The sequence below is a fragment of the Streptomyces sp. x-19 genome (assembly GCF_046549115.1).
GTDB lineage: Bacteria > Actinomycetota > Actinomycetes > Streptomycetales > Streptomycetaceae > Streptomyces > Streptomyces albulus_C.
On record NZ_JAJPWK010000003.1, the window covers coordinates 660,282 to 674,496 of the forward strand.

A 14,215-nucleotide genomic window follows, 5' to 3' on the forward strand; every position below is an offset into this window, starting at 1 on the left:
GGTGGGGCCGGGGGTGGTGACCGCTCCCCCGGCCCCGGGCGCGCGGGTTCAGCGGGCGGCGAGGTCTTCCAGTACGGCGACGACCTCGGCCGGGCTGGGCATGGCGGCGATCTCACGGCCCAGGTCGTGGGAGCGGTCCGTGTAGGCGGGGTCGTCCAGGAGCGCGTCGAGGGCCTTGCCGACGCTGTCCGGGTCCACTTCGTGGGGCAGCAGGCTGCGGGCGGCGCCGTAGTCGGCGACCAGGCGGGCGGCCTCGTGCACCTTGGCCTCCTGGGGCAGGAGGAGCTGGGGGACGCCGGCGAGGGAGGCGGTCAGTCCGGTCAGCCCGCCGGCGTGGTGGACGATGAGGTCGCAGGTCGGCATGAGGACGTCCAAGGGGATCCAGCCGGCCCTGACCTGCGGGAACTGGGCGTGGAGTTCGTCGGCGACCTCCGCCGGGGCGGGGATGACGATCTCGGCGTCGAGTGCGGTCAGGCGTTGCACCATGCTGCGGATCAGGTCGAAGTTGTTGCTGGTGGTGGCCATGCTGCCGCCGGTCACGCAGACCCGGCGCCGGGCGGGACGGGTGTACATCCACGGTTCGAGGGGGCGTTGGGTGTTGAGGGGGGTCCAGCGGATCTGTTGGGCGGGGGCGGCGCCGGCGGGGCGGATGGCCGGCGGGCAGTTGTCGACGAGCAGGTCGGGCAGGACCAACCGGCCCAGACCCAACTCGGCCAGTTCGGGCGTGAGTTCGCCTTCGCTGCCGGTGTGGATGCCGACGGTGTCCAGGGCGGTCCAGGAGTGGCGTATCCAGGGGACGTCGTACTCGTGGGCCAGCAGGGCCGCGGCGTAGGCGTGCGGGCCGCCGACGAGGGCGTCGGGGCGCCAGGCGGCCACCACCTCGCGCAGCCGGACGAGGCTGTGCGCGGCCAGGCGTCCGAACCAACGGCCGGTGTACTGGATGAAGTCCGGGTGGTCGACGTCATCGGGGACGTGTTCGGGTTCGCCGGAGCGGCGGGTGGCCTTGAGGGCGGTCAGGTCGGTGGTGGTGGCCGCGATGGCGGGCAGCCCGACGCCGGTGACCACCGAGGTGAGTTCCTTGGGGGCGGACATGAACACCTGGTGGCCGGCGTTGCGGGCGGCGGCGGCCAGGGGGGCGAGGGCGAAGATGTTGGAGGGCGTGGGCCCGGCGACAAAGAGCAGCTTCATGTGGGGTGTTCCTTCGGGACGCCGCGGGACGGGTGGGCTCCGGTGGCCGGTCAGGTGAGCAGGTGCAGGGACTCCACGCCCATCACGTTGGCGCCGGGCATGAAGACGGGTGCCTGGTCGGGATCGCAGCGCAGTGCCGGGAAGCGGTCGAAGAGGATGTCCAGGGCGAGGAGGCCCTCCAGGCGGGCCAGCGGGGCGCCCATGCAGAAGTGGGAGCCGCGGCCGAAGGACAGGTGCGGGTTGTTGCCGCGGTCCAGGTCGAAGGTGTTCGGGTCGCGGAACTGGTCGAGGTCGCGGCTGGCGGCGGCCGTCCAGACCATGACGACCTGGAGCTCGGGGATCTCGACGTCGCCGATCCGTGCGGGCTTGCGGGTGACCCGGCGCAGGGCCGCCAGCGGGGCGAAGAGGCGCAGGGACTCCTCGATGGCCGCGGGGATGCGGCTGCGGTCCGTGCGGACGCTCTTCAGCGCCGTCGGGTGGGCGTCCAGGCACAGGATGGTGTTGCCCAGCAGCATGGTGGTGGTGATGTGGCCGGCCACCAGGAGGACGAAGGCGAAGTTGACGATCTCGGCGGTGGAGAGGCGTTCGCCGTCGACCTCGGCCTGGACGAGCTTGGTGAGGAGGTCGTCGCGGGGCTCGGCGATGCGCTGCTCGACGTGTTCGCGCAGGTAGGTGGAGAGGTTGTTGATCTGCACGAAGGTCTCTTCGCGCTGCTTGCGCAGTTCCTCGGTGTCCTCGCCGGTGGAGAAGCTCTGGTTGTTCTCCAGCAGTTTGCTGACCCACTCGCGGAACACGTGGCGGTCGCCGGCGGGGATGCCCAGCAGTTCGGCGATGACGATGACGGGCAGGGGGTGCGCGAGGACCTCGACGAGGTCGAAGGCGTCGCCGGGCTCGACCTGGTCGAGCAGTTCGTGGGTGATCGCCTTGATGCGGGGTTCGAGGGCGGCGACCACGCCGCGGGTGAACACCCCACTGACGATCTTGCGCATCTTGGTGTGCTCGGGCGGGTCCATCGTGGTGAGGTTGCCGGGGAAGATCTGCCGCTTGCCTTCGGGGGCCAGGATGCTCAGGTCGGAGGAGAAGGTCTCCGCGTCGCCCAGGACCTGGAGGCATTCGGCGTATCCGTAGACGTTCCACAGTCCCTTCTTCTCGTCGTAGCAGACCCTGCCCGGGGGCAGTTCGCCCCGCATCCAGAACTGGTCCTCGTGGAAGGTCCACTGCGTGCTGGCGTTCGTCACGGTCGTGCCTTTCGGTCCGGGGTGCTCGGGGTGTGTGGCGTGGGGGGTCAACGGGTGCGGTGTCCGGCGAGCCGTTCGAGGGTGCCGACGGTCTGGGCGGGGGTGGGCATCCGCTCCATGTCCTGGCGCAGTGCGGCGGCCGCCTCGGCGTGCTGGGGGTCGGTGAGCAGGCGGGTCAGGGACCGGCGCAGCTGGTCGGGGTCGTCCTGGGCGGCGACGGTGTCGAGCGTGAGACCGGCGCCGGTGGCGGCCAGGCGGTCGCCGTGGGCGAAGCAGTCCGCCATCTGGGGCAGGGCGAGTTGGGGCAGTCCGTACAGGGCGGCGGTCATGGTGGTGGCGGAGCCGCCGTGGGTGACGATCGCGTCGCAGGAGTCGAGGGCGAGATGGAGCGGGAAGGGGTCGACCATGCGGACGGCGTCGGGCACCGGGCCGATCTGCTGGCGGTGGTCGGCGCCGACGGTGGCGAGGAGTTCGACGTCGGGCAGCTCACCCAGCGCGTGCAGGAGGGTCCGGGTGAAGGGGACGCCGTGGTAGGCGAGGGTGCGTCGGCCCAGTGAGACCACCACGCGGTGCGGGCCGGTGCGGGGCCGGCCCCACTCGGCGCGGAGCCAGTCGGGGACGGTGCCGCTGCCGTTGAACGGCACGTAGCGCAGGGGGGTTTGGCCGGTCAGTTCGGGCAGTTGGAGGGCGGTGGGGCAAGGGTCGAGGACGGCGGCGGGGTCGGGCAGGGCGTCGAGCCCCAGGGCCTGGCACGTCGCCTGGAGCTCCTGCCGGGCGGCCGGCAGGCGGGGGGTGCCGATCGGGTCGACGCCCCAGCGGTGGTGGACGGCCGGGACGCCCAGGACCCCGCCGGCGATCAGGGCGCTGTAGTTGAGCGGGTCGGAGAGGATCAGGTCCGGGCGGTGGGCGCGGGCGAAGTCGAGGTAGGTGCCGGCCATGTCCTTGGCGTGCTCGATCCACACGCCGCCGAAGCCGCCCTTCATCCGGGGGTCGGCGCGGGGGCGGGACTCCAGGGGGCGCTTGCCGGGTGCCAGGGCGCGCAGCACCAGTTCCTCGGTGCGGAACCAGTCGCCCAGGCTCACGAAGTTCAGTCCGGCGGTGCGGGCCGACTCGGCGCTGTCGGGTTGGCCGAGGACGAGGACGTCGTGGCCGGCGGCGCGCAGGGCCCACGCCACGGGGACCAGGGGCGGCAGGTGGCTGGGGTCGGGGGTGGTCATCACCAGGACGCGCATCGGGTTCTCCTTGGGGCTGCGCAGGCGCGGGGCGGGGCCGGGTCCCGGGCGGGCGGTCGGGGCGGGCTCGGCGGGGGACGGGTGGGTCCTGGCTGCCGACGTGGACGTCAGCGCGCGAGGGCGGTGAGGGTGTCGACGCGTTCCGCCGGGGTGGGCAGGTCCGTCATCTCCCGGCGCAGTCGCGCGGCGGTGTCGCGGTGGACGGGGTCGTCCAGGAGGCGGCGGACGGCGGTCCGGATGGCCTCGGGGTCGGCGTGCGCGTTGGGCAGGGACTGGGCGGCGCGGACGCCGGCGAGCCGCTCGGCGATCACTTCCTGGTCGGATCCGGCGTGGATCGCGAGCTGCGGCGTGCCGGCGGCCAGGGCGGTCATGGTGCAGCCGGCACCGCCGTGGTGGATCACCGCGTCGCAGGCCGGCAGCAGCAGGTGCAGGGGGGTGCGTTCCAACAGGCGCACGCCGGGCGGGAGCGGGCCGGCCTGCGTGATGCGGGCGCGGTCGGCGCCGGTGAGGGTCAGCAGGACCTCGACGTCGAGGTCGGCGAGGGCTTCGAGGATGCGCGGCACGGCGAAGGAGGCCGGTCCGTACACGCCGCTGACGGAGGTCCCCCACACCACACAGACGCGCGGCTTGGTGCCGTGGTGGCCGGTCAGGGAGGGCGGAACGGCGCCGGGGCCGTTGTAGGGGACGTGGCGCACGGGGATGCGGTGGGCGTCCAGCGGCGGGCGGGCGGTGGTGGGTGAGGGGTCGATGACGTGCTCGTAGACGTCCGGTCCCATCCGACCCGCGTGGTGCCGGGAGAAGGCGTCGCTGGGGTCCATGGGGACGAAGCTGGCGCCGGGCGGGGCGCCGGGAACCGGGTCCTGGGGGCCCATCGGTCCCCACAGGTGGAGCAGCGCCGGGACGTTCAGGGCCCGTCCGACCAGGGGGCCTTCCAGGCTCATCAGGTCGTTGACGACCAGTTCGGGCCGCCACCAGCGGGCGAAGTCCACGGCCGCGTCGCAGCTGCGGGCGGTGACGCCGACGGCCCAGTCGTGGTTCTCCTTGGACCAGGTGTCCATGTCGAACGCGTCGAGGGAGGTGAGCTGTTCGCCGGTCAGGGGGTGCGGGGGCAGGCCGGCGAAGGCCCAGGTGCCCGCGCGCGCCTTGCGGTAGTTGTGCAGCCGGCCCCGCACGGTCATGTCCATCGCCTCCAGGACGGGTACCGCGAGCAGTCCGGCGTGGGTCAGCGGTTCGGTCTGGCAGGGGGTGCACAGGACCTTGACCTCGTGACCGGCGGCTTGCAGGGCCCAGCCCAGGGGCACCATGGAGAACCAGTGCCCGGGCCAGTTGGACACCGAGAACACAACGCGCATCGCGTTCCTTTCGCATGGTCGTGCGGGGTCACCGCCGGCGGCGGTGCGGGTGGTCGGACGTAGACTCGGGCCTGGCCGCCTGCCCTCCGGTGGAGCGCAAGTGGCCTCTGGAGGGGCGGCTTTCGCCCGTGGGTGCGAGGAGATCGAGGAGTGACGACCGTGGCCGGCAGTGGCGCCAGGAAGGACCGGGGGGACACCCGCAAGCGCATCCAGGAAGTGGCGCTGGAGCTGTTCGTGCGGCACGGCTACGAGAAGACCTCGCTGCGGGAGATCGCGGAGGTCCTGGGGGTCACCAAGCCCGCGATCTACTACCACTTCAGGTCCAAGGAGGACATCCTCCAGAGCATCTTCGAGGACCTGGGACGTCCGGTGGACGACCTCATCGCCTGGGGGCGGCAGCAGCCGCCGACGTTGGAGACGAAGAAGGAGCTGCTGCGCCGGTACGGGGCGGCGATGGACGCCACGGTCCCGTTGTTCCGGTTCATGCGGGAGAACGAGGCGACGCTGCGGGACTTGAAGGTCGGTCAGGAGTTCAACCAGCAGATGACGGCCATCGGCGAGATGCTCACCGATCCGCAGACTCCGCTGATCGAGCAGTTGCGGTGCATGGGCGCGCTGTTCACGCTGCACTTCGGGACGTTCGCGCTGGGGCACTTCGAGGGGGATCCGGAGGTCAAGCGCACGGCGCTGTTGGCGATCGCCACGGACATGGTGGAGACCGCCCACGGCGAGGGCGCCTGAGCCGGGGGGTCAGGGTTTGCGGGCGACGGCGGCGTAGAGGTTGGAGCGCTCGTCGGCGTCGCCGGAGGTGGCGTCGGGGCGCCACTGGGGGGTGAAGACCAGCCCGGGGTCGAGGAGTTCGAAGTCGCCCAGCAGGCGGGTGACTTCGGCGCCGGTGCGGGGCACGATCGGGGCGCGCCCGCTGTTCTCGAACATCTCGATCGTGCGGCGCATGGTGTCGGCGTCGTTGTCCCAGGTGAAGCAGGACAGGGCGAGGTAGCTGCCGGCGGGCAGGGCGTCGCGGTAGCGGGCGGTGATCTCCCACAGCTGTGCGTCGTCCGGCAGGAACTGGGTGACGCCGAGCATGAGGAAGCCGACGGGCTGGGAGAAGTCGATGAGCCGGGTGGTGGCCTCGGCCTCCAGGACGGCCTTCGGGTCACGGATGTCGGCGGCGACCATGGCGGTGCGTTCCTCGTCGCGCAGGAGCAGCGCGCTGTGGGCGACGGTGGCCGGTTCGTTGTCGACGTAGACGACGCGGGCGTGCGGATCGGCCTGTCGGGCGATCTCGTGGACGTTGCCCATGACCGGCAGGCCGGAACCGAGGTCGATGAACTGGCGGACGCCGGCGGTCAGCAGGAAGCCCATCACGCGCTGGAGGTAGTCCCGGTTCTGTCGGGCCATGACGTTGGCCGGCAGCACCGACAGGACCTGGTCGCCCAGTTCGCGGTCGGCGGGGAAGTGGTGGGTGCCGCCCAGGAGGTAGTCGTAGGCGCGGGCGGCGCTGGCGGTGTGGCGGTCCATGTCCTCGGGGATCCACGGAAGGGTCGCGGTCATCACGGGCTCCTGACGGGGTGGGGTCGGTGGGTGCGGGTGCGGTCTCACGCCGGGTGGCGGGCCGCGCCGTGCGCGGTGGCGGGCCGGGCGTGGTGGACGACGGCGCGGTGGCGGACGGCGTCCAGCAGTTCCGCCTGGCGCAGCACCATCGGGTCCGGTGCGGGACGCTGCGTGGGCGTGCGGACGGCCGCGGCGAAGGCGGTCAGGGTGTTGGTGACTTGGTCGTCGGGCGGGAGGTGCAGCTCTTCGCTCCCCGTGCCGCGTTCGATGCGGAGGACGGGGGCGTGGTCGGCCGGCGGTGTGAAGGCGTGGTCGACGACGATGCGGCCGGTGCTGCCGCACAGCTCGTACCAGGAGCGGTAGGCGTGGTCCAGGCCGAAGGTGAGGTGCGCGGTGACGCCCGTGGCGCTCTGCAGGAGGACGCCGCCGGCGGTTTCCACCCGGCGGCCGGCGCCGTGGGTGAGGGCGGCGCCGACCACGTCGAGGTCCGCGCCGAGCAGGTGCAGGGCGGCGCGCAGCGGGTAGACGCCGACGTCGGCCAGTGCGCCGCCGCCCAGTTCGGGGCGGTGCCGGATGTCGTCGTCGGGCAGCACGGGAATGCTGAACTGGGCTGCGAACGAACGGAGTTCGCCGATCGCGCCGTCGCGGACGAGGCATTGGACGGTGGCGTGTTGGGCGTGCTGGAGGAACATGACGTTCTCCGCCAGGACCAGGCCGCGGGAGCGGGCCAGGGACAGCAGTGCGCGGGTTTCGGCGGCGTTGGTGGTGGTGGGCTTCTCCGCCAGCACGTGTTTGCCGGCGTCGAGGGCGGCCCGGGTCCAGGTGGCGTGCAGGGCGGCGGGCAGCGGGACGTAGACGGCGTCGACGTCCGGCCTGGCCAGCAGCGCGGTGTAGTCGGGGGCCGCCTGGCAGCGGTACTGGGCGGCGGCCTGCTCGGCGGCGGACACGTCCCGGCTGGCCAGGGCGGTGATCTGCACGTCGGGGCAGGCGGCCATGGCGGGCAGCATGCGGCGGCGGGCGATGGATGCCAGGCCCAGGACGCCGAGGCGCAGCGGGCGGGTCATCGGGCCGGCCGCATCGCGCCGAGACAGGCCAGGAGGGTGCGGGCCTGGACGTTGACGTAGTGGCCGTGGCGGACCAGCGAGGTGAGTTGGCCGGGGGTGACCCACTGGTAGCCGGCCGGCGGGGTGAGCGGGGCGGTGGTCTGCTCGGCTTCGACGATCAGGTAGCGGCTCTCGGCGTTGAGGAAGCGGCCGCCCTCCTCGGAGTGGACGGCCTGGTAGCGGACGGCCTCGGGGGGCGCGGCCAGGACGTGCTGGAGGAAGGGGGGCCGGCGTCGGGCCGGTAGGTGCGCGTAGTTGGCGGGGGTGTACTGGACGGTGGGGCCGAGTTCGACGGCGTCCAGGAAGCCGCCTTCGACGCGGGCGTGGGCCAGGACGTGCGGGACGCCGTCGAAGGTGCGGGTCAGGAACGCGACGACGCCGGGTTCGACCGGTTCGAAGAGGGGTTGGGTCCAGCCGGTGACCTCGCGGTTCCCGGCCCGCACCGACACCCCGACGGCCTTGAAGTAGCGGCCCTCCTCGTGCTCGACGACGTAGGGGCCGCGCTTCCAGCCGCTGACGTCGGCCAGGGGGATGCGGGTGGCGGTGACGGTGTGGCGGGCGCGTTCCTCGGTGAACCACGACAGCAGCTCGGTGTCCGAGAGGTGGGCCCGGCCGTGGGCGTCGGGCAGGGGGATGCAGGACAGGACGGTGCGGGCGTCCATGTTGACGACGTTGTCCTGATGGAGGAGGTCGTCGATCTGACCGAGGGTCAGCCAGCGGAAGTCCTCCAGGAGGGGGACGTCGCCGTCGGCCTCCACGATCATGTTGCGGTTGCTCTTGCGGAAGAACCAGGAACCGTGTTCGGACTGGAGGACGTCGGCGAGCACCCGGCCGCGGCCGGGGCGGGTGAAGTACTCGATGTACTTCACCGCGGCGCCGCGGTGGGCCCGGGTGTAGTTGCTGCGGGTGGCCTGGACGGTGGGCGAGAGCTGCACCAGGTTGGGGTTGCCCGGCTCCATCTTGGCCTGCATCAGGAAGTGCAGGACGCCGTCGAACTCCTTGACCAGGATGCCGAGGATGCCGACTTCGGGCTGGCGGATGATGGGCTGCTGCCAGTGCTGGTGGCCCTCGTCGTCGACGGCGGTGACGTCCAGCCCCTCGACGGTGAAGAACTTGCCGCTGTGGTGGCCGAGGTTGCCGGTGGTGGGGGCGAACGTCCAGCCCTCCAGGTCGGCCAGCGGGATCCGTTCGACGCGGAAGTCGTGGGCGCGTCGTCGCCGGCCGAGCCAGGCGGGGACGTCGGGGGTTCCGGAGGCGGCGGGGGCGGTGGGTTCGAGGGCGGCTGCGGAGCGGGCGAACCGTTCGGCGGTCGTGGCGTCGGCGCGGGGCCGCACCGTGGGCGGCGCGGCGTGGGAGGCGTCGGCGTGGGACGGCATGATCCAACTTTCCGAACTCCGGCGGGAGTTCCTGTCGGTCGGGACGGACCCGGGGCGGGATCAGGGGGTTGCCGGGGTGGCGGCGGCCAGGAAGTCGTCGAGGACGCCTCGGTAGTAGTCGGGGCCGAACCCCATGGCGGCGACCTCGGGGACGAGGCTGCGGAGCTTGGCGATGGAGATGGTGTGGTGGCCGCCGACGTCGACGTAGCTGCGGGTGGCGTGCAGCCCGGTGCGCTCCTCAAGGTGGTCGATGATGCGGTCGACGGGCACCGCGACGCCGGAGGCCACGTTGACGATCTGCCGGCTCGCGCCGCGGGTCAGCAGGTGGTCGACGATGGCGATGACGTCGTCGACGTCGATCAGGTCGCGGGTGGCGTCCTTGTGGACGGCCACGGAGCCCAGGTGGAGTTGGCGCAGCAGGGTGGGCAGGAGTTGGTGGGGCGGTTGTCCGGGGCCGACCAGATGGCCCAGGCGCAGCGCCAGGAAGTCGGTGCCCGAGGCGCGCAGGTGGCGCTCCATGGCGATCTTGTGGGCGCCGTAGGGGGTGCACGGCGTGATGGTGAGGTCCTCGTGCCCGGGGCCGTCCGCGGTGCCGTACATCCCGGTGGACGCGGTGGAGAAGAACAGCAGGCGACGTGCGGTGGCCCGGCATTCCGCGGCGACTTCGCGCAGCAGGGCGGCCTCGCGGGCGAAGTCGGCGTCCGAGGTGTGACTGGCCCAGGAGACGCCGGCGGCCAGCACCACCGTGTCGGGGTGGCGCTCGGCCAGGGGTGTCAGGTGGCGGGCGAGGAACCCGTTTCCCACTATGTCCATCGGAACCTCTCGAAGGGGGCCCTCGGCCTGGGCCGGGGAGCGTGTCGTGCGGGGCTCGCGGCGCGTCGCGGCGTCACCCCGGGATGCGTTGCGGCCGCGCCGTCACGCGAGGTCCTGAGCCACCGGCGGGGCGGGCGAGGGGTGGTGCGGGGGACGGGTGTGCACGTTCGCCGTCGGCCCGGCGGGGTCCGTCAGCTGTGCGTCTTGACGAATTCCCGGATCGAGTCGATCACGTAGTCGAGCATCTCGTCGGTCAGCGCGGGGTACACGCCGATCCAGAAGGTGTGCTCGGTGATCAGGTCGCTGTTGGTCAACTCCCCCACCACGCGCTGCGGTTGGCCGATGTAGGCGGGGTGCCGGGTGAGGTTCCCGGCGAACAGGCGGCGGGTGCCGATCTTGCGGCCTTCGAGGAAGTCGACGAGCTCGGCGCGCCGGAAGGGGGCGTCGGGGTCGATGGTGAGCACGAAGCCGAACCAGCTGGGGTCGCTGCGCGGAGTGGCCTCGGGGAGCAGCAGGTGGGGCACGTCGTCCAGACCCTCCCGCAGGCGCCGCCAGTTGCGGCGGCGGGCGGCGCCGAACTCCTCGAGCTTGGTCAACTGGGTCAGGCCCAGGGCGGCCTGGAGGTCGGTCGCCTTCAGGTTGTAGCCCACGTGGGAGAAGATGTACTTGTGGTCGTAGCCGGCCGGCAGGTCGCCCATCTGGTACGTGAAGCGCTTGAGGCACTTGTCGTTCTCGCCGGGCTCGCACCAGCAGTCCCGGCCCCAGTCGCGCATCGATTCCACGATGCGGGCCAGGGCGAGGTTGGAGGTCAGGACGCAGCCGCCCTCGCCCATCGTGAGGTGGTGGGCGGGGTAGAAGCTGACGGTGGCCAGGTCACCGAAGGTGCCGGTGAGTCGGCCGTCGTAGGTGGAGCCGACCGCGTCGCAGTTGTCCTCGATGAGGAACAGGTCGTGTTCCTCAGCGAGTTGGGCCATTGCGGCGACCTCGAAGGGGTTGCCGAGGGCGTGCGCGATGATGATCGCCTTGGTGCGGGGCCCGATGGCTTGGGCGACGCGGTCGGCGGTGGTGTTGTAGGTGCCCAGTTCGACGTCGACGAAGACGGGGACCAGTCCGTTTTGCAGGATGGGGTTGACGGTGGTCGGGAACCCCGCGGCCACGGTGATGACCTCGTCGCCCGGACGCAGTCGCCGGTCCTCCAGGAGGTGCGAGGTCAGCGCGGAGAGGGCCAGGAGGTTGGCCGAGGATCCCGAGTTGGTCAGGTGGGCCTTGCGGCGCTTGAGGGTCCGGGCGAAGGCGGATTCGAACTTGCGGGCGCTGCGTCCCGCGGCGATGCGCAGGTCCAGCGCCGCCTCGACGAGGGCGACCCGGTCGTCTTCGTCGAGGACGGCGCCGGAGGGCCAGATCTCGGTCTGGCCGGGGACGAATCGCTGGTCGGCCTGGGTCTGGCGGTGGTACGTGCGTACGTCGTCCAGCAGCAGCGCCTTAGCGTCGCGGGTGTCCACTTGGTCTCCTTGATGTCCGGACGCGGATGGTCACTTCCTCGCTCACCGCGACACCCGGGTGCCGGTGTCCTGCCACCAGTCGGCGTTGTCCCGGTACCAGGCGACCGTGTCGGCCAGTCCCCGGTCGAAACCGATCCGTGGCGCGTAGCCCAGTTCCCGGCGGATCTTGCTGTCGTCCAGGGCGTAGCGCAGGTCGTGGCCCTTGCGGTCGGCGACCCGCCGTACCTGGGACCAGTCGGCGCCGCACAGGTCGAGGAGGGCCTGGGTGATGTCGAGGTTGGTGCGTTCGTTGCCGCCGCCGACGTTGTAGGTCTCCCCCGCCCCGCCCTTGTTGAGGACCAGGCCGATGGCGCGGCAGTGGTCCTCGACGTGCAGCCATTCGCGCACGTTGTGGCCGTTGCCGTACAGGGGTACGGGCTGGCCTTGGAGGAGGTGGGTGACGAAGAGCGGGATGAGCTTTTCGGGGTGTTGGTAGGGGCCGTAGTTGTTGGAACAACGGGTGAGCGACACGTCGATGCCGTGGGTGCGCCAGTAGGAGCGGACCACCAGGTCGGAGCCGGCCTTGGAGGCGGCGTAGGGGGTGTTGGGCAGCAGCGGCCAGTCCTCGGTCCAGGCACCGTCCTCGATGGAGCCGTAGACCTCGTCGGTGGAGACGTGGACGACCCGTTCGGTGCCGCACCGCAGGGCGGCCTCCATCACGGACTGGGTGCCCAGGACGTTGGTGCGGAAGAAGTCGGCCGGGCCCGAGATCGAGCGGTCCACGTGGGATTCGGCGGCGAAGTGGACCACGGCGTCGTGGCCCGGGAGCAGGTCGCACAGCAGGTCGGTGTCGCAGATGTCGCCCCGGACGAACTCCAGGCGCGGGTGGGAGGGGGGCAGGTTGGCGCGGTTGCCGGCGTAGGTGAGGTTGTCCAGGACGGTGACGCGGGCGCCTTCCCAACCTGCGAAGCGGTCATCGAGGAGCATCCGGACGAAGTGCGAGCCGATGAAGCCGGCACCGCCGGTGACGAGGAGTTTCATCGGGTGGTGCCTCCTGTGGGGGTGCGGGGCGGCTGCCTTCTGCTGGGGCCGGCGGCGCGAGCGGGAGTCATCTGGTGGCTCTCCTTGGGCGGGCGGGCCCGGACCGGACGGGGCGCGGGGCGGGCCCGGGCCCGGCCCGGTGTGGGCTGGGGGTTACAGGACGTCGGTCACGGTACGGGCCGGGGGCCGGCGTCGTTCGATGTCCTGCCAGCGGTCTCCGTAGGCGCCGCGGGTGTATTTGGGGTGGCGCATCAGGTCGCGGGGGAAGCCCAGCGTGGGGGCGCTGAGGTCGTCCAGGCGCGTGAGGTGTGCGCGGTCCAGGGTCACGTCCAGGCTGGCCAGGGTGTCGTGGAGCTGTTCGGGGCGGGTGGCGCCGAGGATCGGGAGGACCGGGTGGGGGCGGGTGCGCAGCCAGGCGAGGGCCACCTGGGCGGGCGTCCAGCCCCCTTCGTCGGCGATGCGGACGACCTCGCGGACCAGGGCGGTGTCGTCGTCGCTGTCGCCGGCCCAGTTCTCCACGGACAGCCGGCCGCGCTCGCCGCGCAGGTACTTGCCGGTCAGTCGCCCTTCGGCCAGTGCGCCCCAGGCGAAGACGGTGACGTCGCAGGCCGCGGCCATGGGGAGCAGGTCCCGCTCGGGGGTGCGGTCCAGCAGGTTGTAGCGGGCCTGGAGGCCGGCGAAGGCGGACCAGCCGCGCAGGTCGGCGAGCATGTTGGCGCGGGAGACCTCCCAGGCGGGCCAGTTGGAGGCGCCGACGTAGAGGACCTTTCCGGCGCGGATCTGGTCGTCGAGGGCGCGCATCACCTCTTCGACGGGGGTGAGGGCGTCCCGGGCGTGCAGCCAGAGCAGGTCGATGCGGTCGGTGCGCAGGCGGCGCAGGCTGGCTTCCAGAGAGGCGACGAGGTTCTTGCGGTGGTTGCCGGCGGAGTTGACGTCGCCCGGCCTGGTCATGGCGTTGTACTTGGTGGCCAGTACGAAGTGGTCGCGGCGGCCGCCGGCCAGGACGGTTCCCAGGCACTCCTCGGAGCGTCCGCCGCCGTAGACGTTGCCGGTGTCGAGGAAGTTGCCGCCGGCCTGGGCGTAGGTGTCGACGAGTCGGGCGGCGACCTCCGTGGAGGCGCCCCAGTCGTCGACGCCGAACGTGCCTGCGCCCAGGGCGAGTTCGGAGACTCGTAGCCCGGTCCTGCCCAGGACGTCGTACTTCATGGGCATGGCGGTCACGCGCCGTAGGGACGCTCGGCGCGTGCCCGGCGCAGCGCGTGGGCCCACCAGGTGAGCTGGTCCAGCAGGGCCTTGGCGGCGGTCTCGCAGCCCTCGGGCTCCTTGGGTTGGCCCTGGTCGTCGAAGGCGGCGACGCCGCCGTGGAAGCTGACGGTGTCGCGGACGGTGACGGCGTGGAGTTCGGCGAAGACCTGGCGGAGCTGTTCGACGGCGCGCAGGCCGCCGGCGATGCCGCCGTAGGAGACGAAGCCGACGGGCTTGGCCTGCCATTCGGCCAGGTGCCAGTCGATGGCGTTCTTCAGGGCGGCGGGGAAGCTGTGGTTGTACTCGGGGGTGACGACCACGAAGGCGTCGGCCCGGGCGAGCCGGGGGCGGGTGGTGGCGAGGACCGCGGTCATCTCGGGCGAGGGTTCGCGGGTCGGGCCGGTGGTGCTCAGGGGGACGTCGGCCAGGTCGATGACGTCGACGTCCAGGTCGGGGCGCTGGGCGGCGAGCCGGGTGAACCACTCGGTGACGGTGGGGCCGAACCGGCCGTCGCGGACGCTGCCGATGATGACGGCCAGGCGCAGGGGCTGCTGTGCGGACATGGGGGGTCCTCTCGGAGGGCGGGGTGGTG

13 protein-coding genes are annotated in these 14,215 nt (G+C 72.1%); 1 reads left to right on the forward strand and 12 read right to left on the reverse strand.

Annotated elements, in window-relative coordinates; genetic code table 11:
• Positions 1 to 48: 48 nt before the first annotated feature.
• The 4 genes from ACLJT4_RS11605 to ACLJT4_RS11620 all read right to left on the reverse strand — a co-directional run bounded on the left by ACLJT4_RS11605 (position 49) and on the right by ACLJT4_RS11620 (position 5,010).
• The gene (locus ACLJT4_RS11605) at positions 49 to 1,188 is read right to left on the reverse strand and encodes a nucleotide disphospho-sugar-binding domain-containing protein (protein ID WP_411122187.1); all 1,140 of its coding nucleotides are present in this window, start codon (positions 1,186 to 1,188) and stop codon (positions 49 to 51) included.
• A gap of 50 nt (positions 1,189 to 1,238) precedes the next feature.
• Positions 1,239 to 2,426 carry a cytochrome P450 gene (locus ACLJT4_RS11610; protein WP_275462006.1) on the reverse strand — a complete coding sequence of 396 codons (1,188 nt, stop codon included), beginning with the start codon at positions 2,424 to 2,426 and terminating at the stop codon, positions 1,239 to 1,241.
• A 47-nt stretch (positions 2,427 to 2,473) separates the two neighbouring features.
• Positions 2,474 to 3,658, reverse strand: a complete 1,185-nt coding sequence (locus ACLJT4_RS11615) for a nucleotide disphospho-sugar-binding domain-containing protein (protein WP_411122188.1) — start codon at positions 3,656 to 3,658, stop codon at positions 2,474 to 2,476.
• Positions 3,659 to 3,765: 107 nt separating this feature from the next.
• Positions 3,766 to 5,010: a nucleotide disphospho-sugar-binding domain-containing protein gene (locus tag ACLJT4_RS11620; RefSeq protein ID WP_411122189.1), complete on the reverse strand. Its 1,245-nt coding sequence runs from the start codon at positions 5,008 to 5,010 to the stop codon at positions 3,766 to 3,768.
• A 150-nt stretch (positions 5,011 to 5,160) separates the two neighbouring features.
• Between ACLJT4_RS11620 and ACLJT4_RS11625 the strand changes: the two genes are divergently transcribed.
• Positions 5,161 to 5,751: a TetR/AcrR family transcriptional regulator gene (locus ACLJT4_RS11625; protein ID WP_411122190.1), complete on the forward strand. Its 591-nt coding sequence runs from the start codon at positions 5,161 to 5,163 to the stop codon at positions 5,749 to 5,751.
• A 9-nt stretch (positions 5,752 to 5,760) separates the two neighbouring features.
• Here ACLJT4_RS11625 and ACLJT4_RS11630 read toward each other — a convergent pair whose 3' ends face one another.
• The 8 genes from ACLJT4_RS11630 to ACLJT4_RS11665 all read right to left on the reverse strand — a co-directional run bounded on the left by ACLJT4_RS11630 (position 5,761) and on the right by ACLJT4_RS11665 (position 14,186).
• Complete coding sequence (locus ACLJT4_RS11630; RefSeq protein ID WP_411122191.1) at positions 5,761 to 6,564, reverse strand: SAM-dependent methyltransferase; 804 nt, start codon at positions 6,562 to 6,564, stop codon at positions 5,761 to 5,763.
• Positions 6,565 to 6,608: 44 nt separating this feature from the next.
• Entirely contained in the window at positions 6,609 to 7,628 is a 1,020-nt protein-coding gene (locus ACLJT4_RS11635; protein WP_411122192.1) for a Gfo/Idh/MocA family protein, read from the reverse strand.
• Positions 7,625 to 9,043 carry an NDP-hexose 2,3-dehydratase family protein gene (locus tag ACLJT4_RS11640; RefSeq protein WP_411122193.1) on the reverse strand — a complete coding sequence of 473 codons (1,419 nt, stop codon included), beginning with the start codon at positions 9,041 to 9,043 and terminating at the stop codon, positions 7,625 to 7,627. Before ACLJT4_RS11640 ends, ACLJT4_RS11635 begins: the two co-directional genes overlap by 4 nt.
• Before the next feature lie 60 nt (positions 9,044 to 9,103).
• Positions 9,104 to 9,856, reverse strand: coding sequence for an NAD-dependent epimerase/dehydratase family protein (locus ACLJT4_RS11645; RefSeq protein ID WP_411122194.1), 753 nt, complete (start codon positions 9,854 to 9,856; stop codon positions 9,104 to 9,106).
• Between the two features lie 191 nt (positions 9,857 to 10,047).
• Entirely contained in the window at positions 10,048 to 11,358 is a 1,311-nt protein-coding gene (gene rfbH, locus ACLJT4_RS11650) for a lipopolysaccharide biosynthesis protein RfbH (RefSeq protein ID WP_411122195.1), read from the reverse strand.
• 42 nt (positions 11,359 to 11,400) lie between these two features.
• Positions 11,401 to 12,378, reverse strand: a complete 978-nt coding sequence (rfbB, locus tag ACLJT4_RS11655) for a dTDP-glucose 4,6-dehydratase (RefSeq protein ID WP_411122196.1) — start codon at positions 12,376 to 12,378, stop codon at positions 11,401 to 11,403.
• A gap of 153 nt (positions 12,379 to 12,531) precedes the next feature.
• Entirely contained in the window at positions 12,532 to 13,584 is a 1,053-nt protein-coding gene (locus ACLJT4_RS11660; RefSeq protein ID WP_411122369.1) for an aldo/keto reductase, read from the reverse strand.
• A gap of 11 nt (positions 13,585 to 13,595) precedes the next feature.
• The gene (locus ACLJT4_RS11665; RefSeq protein WP_411122197.1) at positions 13,596 to 14,186 is read right to left on the reverse strand and encodes an NADPH-dependent FMN reductase; all 591 of its coding nucleotides are present in this window, start codon (positions 14,184 to 14,186) and stop codon (positions 13,596 to 13,598) included.
• Positions 14,187 to 14,215 lie beyond the last annotated feature (29 nt).

Bases quoted from the DNA above. Each gene is read 5' to 3' on its own strand.
- ACLJT4_RS11640 (WP_411122193.1), bottom strand. From the start codon at position 9,043: ATGCCGTCCCACGCCGACGCCTCCCACGCCGCGCCGCCCACGGTGCGG.
- ACLJT4_RS11630 (WP_411122191.1), bottom strand. From the start codon at position 6,564: ATGACCGCGACCCTTCCGTGGATCCCCGAGGACATGGACCGCCACACC.
- ACLJT4_RS11615 (WP_411122188.1), bottom strand. From the start codon at position 3,658: ATGCGCGTCCTGGTGATGACCACCCCCGACCCCAGCCACCTGCCGCCC.
- rfbB (WP_411122196.1), bottom strand. From the start codon at position 12,378: ATGAAACTCCTCGTCACCGGCGGTGCCGGCTTCATCGGCTCGCACTTC.
- ACLJT4_RS11635 (WP_411122192.1), bottom strand. From the start codon at position 7,628: ATGACCCGCCCGCTGCGCCTCGGCGTCCTGGGCCTGGCATCCATCGCC.
- ACLJT4_RS11605 (WP_411122187.1), bottom strand. From the start codon at position 1,188: ATGAAGCTGCTCTTTGTCGCCGGGCCCACGCCCTCCAACATCTTCGCC.
- ACLJT4_RS11645 (WP_411122194.1), bottom strand. From the start codon at position 9,856: ATGGACATAGTGGGAAACGGGTTCCTCGCCCGCCACCTGACACCCCTG.
- ACLJT4_RS11665 (WP_411122197.1), bottom strand. From the start codon at position 14,186: ATGTCCGCACAGCAGCCCCTGCGCCTGGCCGTCATCATCGGCAGCGTC.
- ACLJT4_RS11620 (WP_411122189.1), bottom strand. From the start codon at position 5,010: ATGCGCGTTGTGTTCTCGGTGTCCAACTGGCCCGGGCACTGGTTCTCC.
- ACLJT4_RS11660 (WP_411122369.1), bottom strand. From the start codon at position 13,584: ATGAAGTACGACGTCCTGGGCAGGACCGGGCTACGAGTCTCCGAACTC.